At 49.9% G+C, this 14144-nt stretch carries 10 protein-coding genes, 1 tRNA gene and 2 pseudogenes; 4 read left to right on the forward strand and 9 right to left on the reverse strand.

Features of this window, described 5'->3' with window-relative positions:
- Window positions 1-207 precede the first annotated feature (207 nt).
- The 3 genes from fadJ to MPHASIOC01_RS13370 all read right to left on the reverse strand — a co-directional run bounded on the left by fadJ (window position 208) and on the right by MPHASIOC01_RS13370 (window position 3990).
- Window positions 208-2361, reverse strand: coding sequence for a fatty acid oxidation complex subunit alpha FadJ (fadJ, locus tag MPHASIOC01_RS13360; protein WP_353614850.1), 2154 nt, complete (start codon window positions 2359-2361; stop codon window positions 208-210).
- A complete protein-coding gene (fadI, locus tag MPHASIOC01_RS13365; RefSeq protein WP_353614851.1) occupies window positions 2361-3671 on the reverse strand; it encodes an acetyl-CoA C-acyltransferase FadI in 1311 nt (436 codons plus the stop codon). The genes fadJ and fadI overlap by 1 nt, the downstream gene beginning before the upstream one ends.
- A gap of 178 nt (window positions 3672-3849) precedes the next feature.
- Complete coding sequence (locus MPHASIOC01_RS13370; protein ID WP_156518986.1) at window positions 3850-3990, reverse strand: DUF406 family protein; 141 nt, start codon at window positions 3988-3990, stop codon at window positions 3850-3852.
- Between the two features lie 359 nt (window positions 3991-4349).
- On the opposite strand from MPHASIOC01_RS13370, the gene fadL reads away from it, so the two are divergent.
- The gene (fadL, locus tag MPHASIOC01_RS13375; RefSeq protein ID WP_064595288.1) at window positions 4350-5678 is read left to right on the forward strand and encodes a long-chain fatty acid transporter FadL; all 1329 of its coding nucleotides are present in this window, start codon (window positions 4350-4352) and stop codon (window positions 5676-5678) included.
- An 87-nt stretch (window positions 5679-5765) separates the two neighbouring features.
- Here the strand turns inward: fadL and mlaA are convergent, their stop codons facing one another.
- Window positions 5766-6518: a phospholipid-binding lipoprotein MlaA gene (gene mlaA / locus MPHASIOC01_RS13380; RefSeq protein WP_064595290.1), complete on the reverse strand. Its 753-nt coding sequence runs from the start codon at window positions 6516-6518 to the stop codon at window positions 5766-5768.
- A 353-nt stretch (window positions 6519-6871) separates the two neighbouring features.
- On the opposite strand from mlaA, the gene MPHASIOC01_RS13385 reads away from it, so the two are divergent.
- Both MPHASIOC01_RS13385 and MPHASIOC01_RS13390 read left to right on the forward strand, forming a co-directional pair.
- A complete protein-coding gene (locus MPHASIOC01_RS13385) occupies window positions 6872-7789 on the forward strand; it encodes a formate/nitrite transporter family protein (RefSeq protein WP_064595291.1) in 918 nt (305 codons plus the stop codon).
- 81 nt (window positions 7790-7870) lie between these two features.
- Window positions 7871-7945, forward strand: a tRNA-Arg gene (locus tag MPHASIOC01_RS13390).
- A 199-nt stretch (window positions 7946-8144) separates the two neighbouring features.
- Here MPHASIOC01_RS13390 and MPHASIOC01_RS13395 read toward each other — a convergent pair.
- From MPHASIOC01_RS13395 to MPHASIOC01_RS13405, 3 genes and pseudogenes are all read right to left on the reverse strand, one after another.
- Window positions 8145-8576: a hypothetical protein gene (locus tag MPHASIOC01_RS13395; RefSeq protein ID WP_353614852.1), complete on the reverse strand. Its 432-nt coding sequence runs from the start codon at window positions 8574-8576 to the stop codon at window positions 8145-8147.
- A gap of 30 nt (window positions 8577-8606) precedes the next feature.
- Window positions 8607-9710, reverse strand: a complete 1104-nt coding sequence (locus MPHASIOC01_RS13400) for a nuclease (protein WP_353614853.1) — start codon at window positions 9708-9710, stop codon at window positions 8607-8609.
- A 10-nt stretch (window positions 9711-9720) separates the two neighbouring features.
- Window positions 9721-10692: pseudogene (locus MPHASIOC01_RS13405) on the reverse strand (restriction endonuclease subunit S); the annotation flags it as partial.
- Window positions 10693-10760: 68 nt separating this feature from the next.
- Between MPHASIOC01_RS13405 and MPHASIOC01_RS13410 the strand changes: the two are divergent.
- Window positions 10761-11741, forward strand: a complete 981-nt coding sequence (locus MPHASIOC01_RS13410; RefSeq protein ID WP_026141915.1) for an IS5-like element IS5 family transposase — start codon at window positions 10761-10763, stop codon at window positions 11739-11741.
- A 595-nt stretch (window positions 11742-12336) separates the two neighbouring features.
- On the opposite strand, the pseudogene MPHASIOC01_RS13415 reads toward MPHASIOC01_RS13410, so the two are convergent.
- Window positions 12337-12670 (reverse strand): annotated as a pseudogene (locus tag MPHASIOC01_RS13415) (restriction endonuclease subunit S); the annotation flags it as partial.
- On the reverse strand, window positions 12670-14142 hold the full coding sequence (locus MPHASIOC01_RS13420; protein ID WP_353614855.1) for an N-6 DNA methylase: 1473 nt from the start codon (window positions 14140-14142) through the stop codon (window positions 12670-12672). The gene MPHASIOC01_RS13420 and the pseudogene MPHASIOC01_RS13415, both read right to left, overlap by 1 nt.
- Between the last annotated feature and the right edge of the window lie 2 nt (window positions 14143-14144).

Here is a 14144-nt window from a genome sequence, read left to right on the forward strand (position 1 = left end):
TTTGTTAACCAGAAACACCTGCTCACCCCGCACGAAACCAACCGCAATCCGTACGCGCTAACAGGGGGTCGGGCATTGTGCCTTATCCATACATCAAATTGAACGGTGTGTTTTACCGCATTGCTGTAAGGATAGTCAATATCCGTTTATAAAATAACCACACTGTCGTTATTTGCAGTCACTTTTACAAAAACTTAGAGTTCTCTGTCACTGGACAGGTTCATTTTTTCGCCAAAAAAACTCACCTTCTTTTGCCATTTGTTGCAAAAGCCCGCACGGCGTAAATCTTTCGCCATAACGTTCGGCAAGCTGGGTCAGACGAGTAGCGACTTCACTTGCCCCAAGGCTGTCCATATAGCGAAATGGTCCACCAAGAAAAGGCGGAAAACCAATACCAAACACCGCGCCAATATCGCCATCACGTACAGAACGCAGCACGTTTTCATCCAGACAACGGGCGGCTTCATTCAGCATCAAAAACAGACAGCGCTCCGCTATTTCTTCGCCAGGTTTACTCACCCGTGGCGTTACGCCCAGCACAGAATAAACCGATGTATCTGGTTGTTTTTTATTCGCTTTAAATGGATTTTTGGTTTTCGCCTGATACAGGTAGAAACCCCGTCCATTTTTACGCCCTTTGCGGTCATCACCTAAAATTGCCCTGACTGCCGACTGCGGCGCAGCAAAACGCTCACCATAAGCAGTTTCCAGTACTGGCATGATTTTCGTGCCAATATCAATACCCACTTCATCCAGCAACTGTAGTGGCCCAACCGGAAATCCTTTTTTAACCAGGGCATTATCAATATGTTCGATGGGCTCACCTTCAGCCAGGCAACGAATCGCCTCGTTAATATAGGGCGCGAGAATACGGTTCACGTAAAACCCGGCGCAGTCGCCCACAACAATCGGCGTTTTCCCTTGTTTTTTAGCCAGTGCCACCACTGTGGAAACCACTTCCGCATCGGTACCAGCATGGGGAATCACTTCCACCAACGGCATTTTATCTACCGGGCTGAAGTAGTGTAGACCGATAACCCTTCCCGGCGCATCAGCCCCGCGGGCTATCTCTGCAATGGGTAATGACGATGTATTTGAAGCAAAGATAGTGTCTGGCGCACAGTGTTCCTGGATTTCACTGACCATTTTTTGCTTCAGCGCCAAATCTTCAAATACCGCCTCTATAACCAACTGACACTGGCCAAATCCACGGTAATCAGTACCACCGGAAATGCGTGCCATTTGCAGATTACGCTCAGAAGCGGTCAGGTGGCGACGGCGAACTTTTTTATCCAGCATTGACCAGGCATATTGCAATGCGTGGTTAATCCCTTTGTCATTGATATCTTTAATGCGCACCGGCAGCCCGGCTTTAGTTGCGGTAACAGTGGCAATGCCACCGCCCATCAACCCACCACCCAACACCCCCACGCGCTTAACGCTGACAGGTGGCGTGGCGCTCCCCGGGTCTTTTTTCAGGTCAGTGCTGGCAAAAAACAGGCTGCGTAGTGCCGCTGATTCTGGCGTCATTGCCAGTTCACCGAATGCCTGAGCTTCCGCAGCAAGGCCATTTGTCATGCCAGATGACAACCCGGTTTCCATCACATCAAGAATGCGCTCTGCCGCCGGGTAGTTGCCCTGAGTCTTTGCCAGGGTCTTTTTACGGGCGGTATTAAAAATAAGCGTTCGTGCCAGCTTCCCCGCTAAGAAACGGGTTTTCAACGGTAGCGGTTGTGCAGGTTGTGAGCCTTTTTTTGCCAGGGAAACCGCCGTTGCCAACAAAATACTTTGTGGTACGACATCATCAACCAGACCACACTTTTTAGCCTGCCGTGGGCGTAACGATTTCCCTGTCAGGATCATGTCCAGTGCGCCAGGAAGCCCAATCAAACGCGGCAGGCGTTGTGTACCGCCCGACCCCGGCAATAAACCTAGTTGCACTTCAGGCAAACCTAACTGGGTTTGCGGGGAATCGGAACATACCCGGCTGTGGCAGGCCAGCGCCAGTTCCAGTCCACCGCCAAGGCAGGCCCCATGAATAGCCGCAACCACCGGAACCCGTAAGCTACTTAATTCCGCCATAACCTGCTGCCCGGCTCGGGCCAACTGGCTGGCCTCCCCGGCGGTCTGGCAGGCTTCAATCATGCGAATATCTGCCCCGGCGACAAAGTTATCTGGCTTACCGGAAATCAGAACCACACCTTCCAGTTCGTTCAGTGCGTTCAGTTCACCCAGCAAATTTTTTACTTCATTAACAAACTCCGCCCGCAGGGTATTCATTTTTTCGCCCGGGACATCAATAGTCACAATGGCAATATTGTCCGGGCTCACCGCCAGGTTAAATGCGGAAATCTGTTCCATTATTCGCTCTCCAGTACCATTGCCGCACCAAGCCCACCCGCGGCACAAGCCGTGACCAGCCCAAGCCCACCACCACGACGGCGTAATTCATTAAGTGTCTGCGTAATCATTCGTGTGCCTGTTGCTGCAAAGGGGTGCCCGTAGGCCAGTGAACCGCCCAGCACATTAAACTTGTCCATATCGACTTCGCCGGTTGCGCCACTCTGCCCCAGCACATCCCGGCCAAATTTATCGCTGGCGAGGCACTTCAGGTTCGTCAACGTTTGTGCGGCGAAGGCTTCGTGCATATCAAACAGCGTCAGGTCGGCAAGAGTTATTCCTGCCCTGGAGAGTGCCAGCGGCGTTGACCAGGCTGGCCCCAACAACATGTCCTGCCAAACATCAATTGCGGTAAACGCATAGCTGCGCAGGTAGCCTAATGGCTGCAAGCCCAGTGATTTTGCCTGTGACTCCGCCATCATAATGACAGCCGATGCTCCGTCAGTGAGCGGCGTACTATTTGCCGCAGTCACACTGCCATGCTTGCGATCAAAGGCCGGGCGCAGGCGGGCATAATCTGCCAGCGAAGTTTCCGGGCGAATATTATTATCCTGGTGAAAAGCGGCTGTATAAGGAGGAATAAAAGCGGTCATGACCTCATCATTCAATTTGCCTTCCTGCCAGGCAAGTGCTGCAAGCTGGTGTGAACGGTAAGCGAGGGCATCCTGATCTTCACGGGAAATACTGTGTGTTTTGGCCATTTGCTCCGCGGTGTCACCCATACGTAAACCCGTGGAGTATTCCGCGACAGCAGGAGGGACTGGCATCAGGTCGCGCAGGCGCAGGCGCGAGAAAAGTTTCAGGCGTTGCGCGACTGAGCGTGTTTTTGTGATGTCAACCAACGTTTTTGCCAGCTTACGGCTCACCCCTATTGGCAGAACAGAAGATGAATCCGCCCCGCCCGCAACTCCAGTATGAATGGTGCCAACCATAATACTTTCGGCAATATTAGCGACAGCCTGGAAACTGGTTGCACAAGCACGGCTGACGCTGTAAGCATCAGTATGCACTGACATCCCGGTTCCCAGGACAATTTCCCGGGCGATATTGGGTGCTTCCGGCATTTGAACCACCTGGCCGAATACCAACTGTTGAACCAGTTGCGGGTCTATTTCATTGCGAGTGAGTAGTTCACTCACCACCATTTTTCCCAGATCAACAGCGGGTATACCATGAAACGCAGTAGCCTGGCGTGCGAACGGTGTTCTTAACCCGGCAATAAATGCAACACGATCCCCCTGGCGAGTAACCAGTGGCAGCGACTGTTTCATAAAGCTCCCCAAATCGAATAATTAGCGCAAAGTGGTCTGACCTGATAAAAGTTTTAACCAAATTTTTACACTACGCCAACTGTAATGAGGGAAAAGTGCGAGGCAAAACACGAAATTGCGCCGGAGAGCAAGGAGTGAAGGACGAGCACATCACCTGCTTCATCTCCCATGGGTGAGGTTATCTGGCAAGATTCCGGCTCCACTTCTTGTTGGAGTCAAATACCCGACACATGGTGGCAACATAATCTGCGTTGTCCTTAATCGTACCCACATCAACACAACTGCATACTGGCATTTGTTGCGCTTTACTCTGGCTCATTACCCCCTCCCTGCGCTCTGGCTGGTGTAACTTAATACTGTTTAATCGTTTATGTAGCCATGAGTTCTTGTGTGCTTTGGTTACTGATAGTGATGAAAATCACACATCATTTCGATGCAAAACAACCCGGAGTTATTCACTTGACCGAATCTGACCTGTTTTTTGCTATGGAGTTCGCGTTTTATTAAACATATTTGAAAAATATTATAAACAAACTTGCAACATAGTGACTGGTCAGACCTATACTCACGCCACTGGTCTGATTTCTCTGTACATCGTCAGACCCTACACTTCGCGCTCCTGTTACCACATGTAACATTGTTTTAATAACAATAATCGATGAGAATGAGGTTTTGGGTATGAGTCAGAAACCCCGTTTTACCAAATGTGCTCTTGCTATTGCAGTGGCTGTCGTATCAACTCAGGCCTGGTCAGCTGGCTTCCAGTTAAATGAGTTTTCTTCTTCTGGCCTTGGCCGGGCTTATTCCGGCGAAGGTGCCATTGGTGATAATGCCGGTTCTGCCAGCCGTAACCCGGCAACTATCATGCTGTTTGACCGCCCGACTATGTCTTTGGGTGCTGTGTTTGTTGACCCGGGCGTTGATATTTCTGGTAAGTCCCCCAGCGGGCAGAGCCTTGATGCCAAAAATATCGCGCCAACAGCCTGGGTGCCCAATTTCCATTTCGTCGCACCTATTAATGACCAGTTCGGTTGGGGGGCATCAATTACCTCCAATTATGGTCTCGCAACCGAATACAGTAATAATTACGCTGCTGGCACCCTGGGCGGTAAAACAGACCTGGAAACCCTTAACCTGAATTTGAGCGGTGCCTACCGTCTGAACCAGCACTGGAGTTTCGGTTTAGGGTTTGACGCGGTATTTGCCAAAGCAAAAATTGAACGTTATGCCGGGGATGCGGGCCTGATGGCTGCAGCGCAATACCCGGCTTACGCACAGTATTTGAATGTTCCGGCAAATACCCAAATTGCCCACCTGAAAGGGGATGCCTGGGGCTTTGGCTGGAATGCCGGTATTTTGTACGAGCTGGATAAAAACAACCGCTACGGCTTTACATACCGCTCTGAAGTGAAAGTCGACTTCGACGGTGATTATAAAAGTTCTCTGCCGCCTTCCAGTGCGCTGCCCAGTAACCTGCAGGCTATCTACGCTGGTATGGGCTTACCTGCCGGAACCAACGGGCAAACTGTCGATGGTTCTTTAACACTGAACCTGCCGGAAATGTGGGAGCTTTCAGGTTATAACCGCGTTGCGCCGAAATGGGCAGTCCACTACAGCCTGACATACACCAGTTGGAGCCAGTTCCAGGAGCTGAAAGCCACAGGTAACGACGGCGGTGTCCTGTTCCAGAAAGACGAAAAATACAAAGATGCGTGGCGTATTGCTCTGGGGACAACCTACTACCTGAATGATACCTGGACGCTGCGTACTGGTATCGCCTTTGATGACAGCCCGGTACCCGCAGCCACCCGCTCCATCTCCATTCCTGACCAGGACCGTTTGTGGCTGAGCGCAGGGGCAACTTATGCCATCACGCCGGATGCGTCTGTTGATGTTGGTATGTCTTACATGCATGGTCAGCACGTTACAATTCAGGAAGGCCCTTACAAGTTTGAATCCAATGGTAAGGCCTGGTTGTACGGCGCTAACTTCAACTACCGCTTCTGATAGTTTTGCCAGACATAACCGCAAAAGGGTGAGCACAGGCTCACCCTTTTAATGTATATCACTTAAATCACGCCATCATGCTGGCAATTACGGTGAATCAATCTCTTTCAGGTCACCCTGAATGGCTGCGGCATTTGGGTTCACTTCAGGTTTCAGTTTGCCGCCACGGGCAATAAAGTCATAACGCTGGAAGTAGGCTTCACGCACCATCACGTAAGGATCGCTGGACTGGCGCAACAGGCCATCGGAATCCAGTAACTGAGCACGGGTTTCAATACCTTCAATAGTCCATTTACCAATAGACATCGGCCAGGTCAGCCAGGACAGAACCGGGTAGAGGTCATCAACAAACTGCCCGCCATCTTCACGTATGGTAAAGCTCCCGTAGAACGGCAATTCTACGTAAGGCCCGTAACCCACGCCATAGTGCCCAAGGGTGCTCCCGAAACGGTGTGGCACTTCACGCTGAAGTTTGGGGTTAGCCATACCCGCCACATCCATAAACCCGCCCATACCCAGCAAGGTGTTCAGGAAGAAACGCGTAAAATGCACGAAGCCTTTATACGGGTCGCCCTGCAGGAAGTAGTTCACCATGGTTGCCGGCTCTTCGAGGTTGCTGGTGAAGTTGCTTAACCCATTACGGGCAGGTTGTGGAACATAATCACGCCAGGCCACAGCGACTGGACGAACCACGTAAGGATCCAGCACATCGTAGTTGAAGGAAAACATCGTGCGGTTGAAACCTTCCAGTGGGTCTGAACGCCCCTGTTCATCAGGATGGCTGGCACACCCGGCCAGAACCGTAACCGCCATCGCCAGGCTGGTCAGGCGAAAATTCATAGGTGTCTCCCTGTTAAATAGCGCAACCACTTATAAGGTGGCAGTGTTGAGCCAAGGATTCTGGTTGTTGCATTATTAATAGTAGCCGTATAAGAAAAATCATACCGGGATTACGGAAAAGTAAAACAGCAAAAACTACACCTATTACTTTTTTTACGGATGTAACAGCCGTAATTCACACTCCGGGCATGTTTTTACTATTACCAGAATGAAAATACGCTGCGATTGTAACACTCTTACTCATTAAGTCTACGCACCGGGTGCTGCGTTTAGTCCGATTAATCTGCATTTTTGCGCCATTCAGGCGAACCCACTACGCTTATATTCTGAACGTTTTGAAGGGAGTACCAACGATGCAGGATAAGTCTTCCCAACCTGATGACGACCGTTTGCAGGTAGACAGTAAAGAACGGGCGCGCGGTTCAGATATTGTGGTGGATGAAGCAAACCTGCCCTCACGGGCGATGGCAACGCATGAAAGTATTCGCCAGGAAGGGGAAAAAGAGCTCGAACGGGAGCCTCTGGCCTTGTTCTGGTCTGGTGTTGCAGCAGGCTTATCCATGGGCGCATCTTTTTTGGCAAGGGGGTTATTCACCCGGTATCTGGAAGGCGTACCAGGGCATTTTTTACTGGAAAATCTGGGTTATTCCTTCGGCTTTATGATTGTTATTTTAGCCCGCCAGCAATTATTTACTGAAAATACCGTTACCGCGGTTTTACCCGTAATGCAACTGCCCACCCGCAGTAATATTTTGCTACTGTTACGCCTGTGGGGGGTTGTCCTTGCCGGGAATTTAATTGGTACCCTGGTGGTCGCCTTTACCTTTTCCGTTATGCCCGGTTTTGATGCCCCAACACAAGAAGCGTTTCTCACTTCTGGCCTGGAGGTGATGCAAAAATCACCCGGTGAAATGCTGGTGAGCGCCATGCTGGCAGGCTGGATTATCGCCACCATGGTATGGATGTTACCCGCCGCCGGTTCAGCCAAAATTGTGGTGATTATTTTGATGACATGGCTGATGGCCTTGAGCCATACCGCGCATATAGTGGTGGGTTCAGTGGAAATTCTCTACCTTGCCATGCGCGATGTCATTCCCTGGCATGACTTTTTCTGGCCATTTGCCCTGCCCACACTGGCTGGCAATATTCTGGGAGGTACTTTTATTTTTGCTTTGTTAAGCCATGTACAAATTCGCAACGACCGTGCGGCAATACCAGCCAGACACCCACAAGGGAAAGAGCCATGGCGGTTTAAAAAACCCCAACGCTGAACCGCTGAGTGGCGAGTTATTAAGCAAACAAACCGCTAAGCGCTTAACGTGGCGGCGAAAACGGGTATACTACTGCCGCCCGTCCCCATAGTTAAATGGATATAACGAGCCCCTCCTAAGGGCTAGTTGCAGGTTCGATTCCTGCTGGGGACGCCATATGTACCTCTTCTGAATCCTGTCACAATCCTCATTCCTTTATAAACAATATATTTTTTAAATTTGCGCGCCTGGTCCAGGCTGCAACGCCCAGAGACACTGCCGGTAAGATCTCAGATGGCAGAGCAGGGTTTGTTGAGCGGATTGCAGAAGAAATTTGAGTTGTTTGTCTAAAATGTATTCACAACAAAGCTTGCAACTAAAATCCCATCTGCTCCCAGTTATCTTCCCAGCCAGCAATACGTTTTACCGAAATGGCATGATGTGTTGACTCGTCGTTTTGAGCACGATGCCCACCATGCTTTTCCAGATAGACCTGATGAGCTTCATAAATATCATTCCTGATCCACGACAGAGGCGTGATATAGAAAGTATTCGGCTCTCGACCAAGATCTATAAACACCCAGAATTCATTGTCATTTTTATCCAATGCACATGGGGCACCGTAGTCCGTAGTGGTTTGCCAGGTCCCTGACGTTTTTGCTCTTGTCGCAACTTTGTACGTTTTACCGTTTGGGGCAATAAATGTGACAAACGTTTTATTGCCTTCTTTCTGAGCGACAATATTGCAGGCCCCAAGGCTCTTGAGTTTTTGCGCTACCGCCAACTGCCCTAGTATTGCTGTGGTCATGCTTTTCTCCGGTACGATTTACACATGCTTTTACTCACATAGCTCTGCGTTCCAGCGGGGGAAGCTACGCTTTAGCTTATCCACCGTATGGCGCCATTTCGGCGTGGTGGGCTTACAGACGGTATTTTGGTTACCGAAGAATCCGACCTCATTCACAGCCTGTTGTTCACTGCGGGTTTCAAGCCATTTCACAGGAACAAAATATTCTGATTTGTCGGGATCGTCAGCATTATCGCGATACAAGTCACCAAACTTGAGTACGTCCATCGCCAGCTTTTCACCGTTATCGGTGTCGACCGTAAAGCTACTGACTGGCTCAACGGCGCTCTGCACTATGCCGACACCGACATAACCTGTTGCCGGGATTTTTACCCACACACGATTACCTGGCTGCAACTGCTTTAATGTCTGGCTATACCAACTTCCGCCACCCGCACTGATAAATCCGTAGCGTCGTGCTTCTTCCCAAACCCGGCTTTGTGGATCACCAAACGAAACGTAAAATTCACCGTTCCAGGGTTCTTTGGCACTAGCGCCGGTGGCAGTAGCCTGTGCGGCATTGGTTTGTGTCTCACTCGGGTCGATAAGCCAGGCGCGACTTAAGAACTGCTCGTCTCCATGCTGGAACACCCTGAAGAACAGCACGTTAATCGAGATTCCGTACTTACTCAGATAATCGACGATACGTTCAGTGGAGGGATCCAGCTCTGCCGCGACGATGATTATCTGGTGTGACTTGTTGATAGCGTCGTCTTCGAGTTCAGCGTTGAAGCGCTGTCTGAATGCGTCGCCAAGATTGCCACCTGAGAATTTTTCATAGATCTGCGAGAGGCGATCGGCGGTTAAGTCATCCACCCAAGAGGCATAATCCAGTGCCTGTGCGACTACCTCACGCGGCGTTCGGTCACGTTTCAGTTCAATCAGGATCAACGAGGCATCCGGCGCGATAGCCAACAGGTCAATACGCCCACTATCGAGCGTATTGACCTCCTCACCGATAATCATCCACTGATCGGATAGTATGGACGGATCTTGAATAATCATCTTCTGCAGCAGTTTTTCACTGGCGAGCTTACTGATGGTTAACGGCTGAGGGTTCTCCCCTATCCGCCAGATTGCATGGTGTACCGGCATCGTCTGATCCTTAGTTTAATGCTGCGTCGGTAAGGGCATCTGCCAGGCGGAGCTGGGTTTGCTGGGCACACAGGAGGCGCGATTTGAGAATATCGCAGATTGAAAATAGTTCATTAACTCTCGAGACTATCCGCTCTTGTTCTAGCCTTGGGGGAAGAGAAACCAAAAAAGACCTGATCAAAGACAAATTTAAATTACCTTGAGATACGCCTTTTCCATATGTGTATTTTGAGGAAAACCCTCTCCCTATCGGAGAATTCAGCCACAACACTAAATAATTTGAATTAATATTTCTTTTCATTGGCTTTATCAATCCAGTACTGACATATATCGCAAATTCTAAATCTGAATCTATTACGGCACTCTCACCAATACCTGCACCAACTCGCGATAGTAAAATATCATTAAATTCTGGCTTTCTATTTTTGATGTATTGTTGATAATCGTCTTCAGAAACAAATCGACAATTCTCAGGCATAAATTTGAATGGTTTTACACATTGGGCAGAAACAAATGGTCTGCCGTTTTCTGTATATTTAGGCGTCTGGTGGGTGCCATCTGTTATTAACTCACTTATATCTTGCATATAAACTGTTTCCCACCCTTCCGGCAACTCAAAAGGTTTATCTCCATCACTCACTGGTGGCAACGATTTTTGCTTTTTAATTTTGCCTTCTTTCACCAGTTGCGCTTTTTCCTGCTCAATACGTTTAAGCAGTTCGGACGCAGGTTCATCGTTAGGATCTTGCGGCACCAGTTTTCCCATCACCGCCAGTTGCAGAATAGTTTGCTTAAGCGCATCGATACTCGCTTCGGTGGTAAATAATGTTTCGAAATGCTGACTAATTCGTGCCCAGTTTTCGGCGAGTTCCCCGGCATTTTGGCTCTCGGTCAGAGTTGACAGCAGGGTTTCCACCAGTTGCTGATGTGCATCCAGACTGGTTAGCGATTGTTGTTCCAGTTGGTCGCAGAGGGACATTAGGGAAGGTGCGAACAAGTCCCTGATATGAGATCATGTTTGTCATCTGGAGCCATGAAAAAGGGTTCATCATGAGTCATCAGCTCACCTTCGCCGACAGTGAATTCAGCAGTAAGCGCCGTCAGACCAGAAAAGAGATTTTCTTGTCCCGCATGGAGCAGATTCTGCCATGGCAAAACATGGTGGAAGTCATCGAGCCGTTTTATCCCAAGGCTGGTAATGGCCGGCGACCTTATCCGCTGGAAACCATGCTACGCATTCACTGCATGCAGCATTGGTACAACCTGAGCGATGGCGCGATGGAAGATGCTCTGTACGAAATCGCCTCCATGCGTCTGTTTGCCCGGTTATCCCTGGATAGCGCCTTGCCGGACCGCACCACCATCATGAATTTCCGCCACCTGCTGGAGCAGCATCAACTGGCCCGCCAATTGTTCAAGACCATCAATCGCTGGCTGGCCGAAGCAGGCGTCATGATGACTCAAGGCACCTTGGTCGATGCTACCATCATTGAGGCACCCAGCTCGACCAAGAACAAAGAGCAGCAACGCGATCCGCAGATGCATCAGACCAAGAAAGGCAATCAGTGGCACTTTGGCATGAAGGCCCACATTGGTGTCGATGCCAAGAGTGGCCTGACCCACAGCCTAGTCACCACCGCGGCCAACGAGCATGACCTCAATCAGCTGGGTAATCTGCTGCATGGAGAGGAGCAATTTGTCTCAGCCGATGCCGGCTACCAAGGGGCGCCACAGCGCGAGGAGCTGGCCGAGGTGGATGTGGACTGGCTGATCGCCGAGCGCCCCGGCAAGGTAAGAACCTTGAAACAGCATCCACGCAAGAACAAAACGGCCATCAACATCGAATACATGAAAGCCAGCATCCGGGCCAAGGTGGAGCACCCATTTCGCATCATCAAGCGACAGTTCGGCTTCGTGAAAGCCAGATACAAGGGGTTGCTGAAAAACGATAACCAACTGGCGATGTTATTCACGCTGGCCAACCTGTTTCGGGCGGACCAAATGATACGTCAGTGGGAGAGATCTCACTAAAAACTGGGAATAACGCCTTAAATGGCGAAGAAACGGTCTAAATAGGCTGATTCAAGGCATTTACGGGAGAAAAAACGGCTCAAACATGAAGAAATGAAATGACTGAGTCAGCCGAGAAGAATTTCCCCGCTTATTCGCACCTTCCTTAGCTCATCAACTTTATTCACAATCCTTGATTGTTCTGCAATTGCTGTTAATTCAACCACTGCATTAATAGCTTTATCGGTTCCTAACCTTGGTAAGTTCATTCCATGCGTTGATTCATTTGCGTAAGCAATAAACCTCGGAGATTTAAGTAAAAGGCGAAGGTAACATGGGAGAATATTACCATAGACTTTTATAGGAATAATTTCAGTTGTACATACACCACTATCATCAGCAACCAAAACTTTATCCAGATACGGTCGTAACTTCCCGTAGAGGACATCATTTTTATTAAATTTATTCTTTAAACTTTTAAATGGACGCTCAGAGAACGTAACTCGATTTATGAGTCTGGATGTACTCTTTTCGATATCTTCAAGTTCAACTATCCACGTATCTGCATCCGCATCTGTTGGTTCTGCTTTATCGCACTCGCCATAATTAGTAATAAAACCTAACCTCACCCACTCCCACCCTACCGGCAGCTCAAACGGTTTCTCATCCTCACTAATTTCTGGCAGCGGCTTCTGCTTTTTGATTTTACCCTGCTTTACCAGCTCCGCTTTCTCGGCAGCAATACGCTTTAACAACTCAGACGCTGGTTCATCATTCGGGTCCTGGGGCACCAGTTTACCGCGCACCGCCAGTTCCAAAATCAGCTCGCGCAGTTTCTTAATGCCATACAGGTCAATTTTACCATTACTGCCGCGCCCGGCTGTGGAGCGGGTTTGCAGCGCAGAGGACCAGATATCGATATGGCCGGTAATCAGTTTCTCAACGGTCATCAGTTCGCCTCCTTGCTGCCCGCCAGTGCCGCACCAAGAATATCGCGCAGTTGGTTACGCAGCTTGCTGATTTCCGCCTGCTGTGTCTGGTACTGCGCCAGTAAGTCGTCCGGATCGTGGCTGATGGTTTCGCCCTGGTATGGGTTTTTAATGTCGAGGTTAAAGTTGCGGGCAATGATGTCGTCGATGCCCACTTTCCACGCCTGGTTATTTTCTTCGCGGCTGGCAAAGCCGTCAGCTTCGTTGCCCCACCAGTCGATTTCCGCCTGGAACTCTTCAAACTTCATCGGCTTGGTTTTGCTGTAGTTCTTCACGCCGTCCGGGTACGGGTGCTCGTAGAACCACACCTCTTTAGTTGGCTTACCCTTGGTGAAGAACAGAATATTGGTTTTGATGCCGGTGTACGGGTTAAACACGCCGTTCGGCAACCGCACAATGGTGTGCAGGTTGCACTCTTCGGTGAGCAGTTTTTTGATTTTGGTTTTCACGCCTTCACCAAACAACGTGCCGTCTGGCAATACCACCGCCGCGCGGCCTTTATCGGCCAGCACTTCGATAATCAGTTGCAGGAACAAGTCAGCGGTTTCACGGGTCTGCATCTCTGCCGGGAAGTTTTTCTCAATACCGTCTTCTTCGGTGCCACCAAACGGTGGGTTGGTAATAATCACATCCAACTGCTCATCCCACGAGGAAAGCGGCTTGTTGAGGGTATTGTCATGGCGAATTTGCACCGGCACTTCAATACCGTGCAGCAGCATATTGGTGGTACACAGCAGGTGCGGAAGCTGTTTTTTCTCCACGCCGTGAATTTGCTGTTGCAGGGTTTTATGGTCTTCGGTGGTTTTAACGTAATGCTCTTTTACGTGATCAAACGCGCAGGCAAGGAAACCCCCGGTGCCGCACGCGGGGTCCATAATTGATTCGCCGAGTTTTGGATCTATACGGTTGACCATAAAACGCGTTACGGCACGCGGGGTATAGAACTCACCGGCATTACCGGCACTTTGCAGGTCGCGCAGGATCTGTTCGTAGATATCGCCAAACAGATGGCGTTCAGAACTGCTGCTAAAGTCGATTTCGTTGAGTTTGTTGATCACCTGGCGCAGCAGCGTGCCGTTTTTCATGTAGTTGTAGGCATCGCTGAACGCCTGTTTGACCACAAAGCCACGCGGGTTCTTATCTACTGGCGCGGTGAGGTTTTTCAACGCCGGGAACAGGTCATCATTCACAAATTCCAGCAACGCATCGCCGGTAATGCCTTCACTGTTCGCCGCCCAGCTACGCCATAAATAGCGCTGCGGGAGCGGGAACTGGTAGTCATCCTGCTCCAGTTCAAGCTCTTCTTCCTGGTTATCAAAAATCTTCAAAAACAACAGCCATGAAAGTTGCCCCAAACGCTGGGCATCGCCGTCCACACCGGCGTCTTTACGCATAATGTCCTGAAGGGATTTAATGACTGAGCTAATCGACATGT

This window comes from Mangrovibacter phragmitis, assembly GCF_040429585.1.
Classification (GTDB): domain Bacteria; phylum Pseudomonadota; class Gammaproteobacteria; order Enterobacterales; family Enterobacteriaceae; genus Mangrovibacter; species Mangrovibacter phragmitis.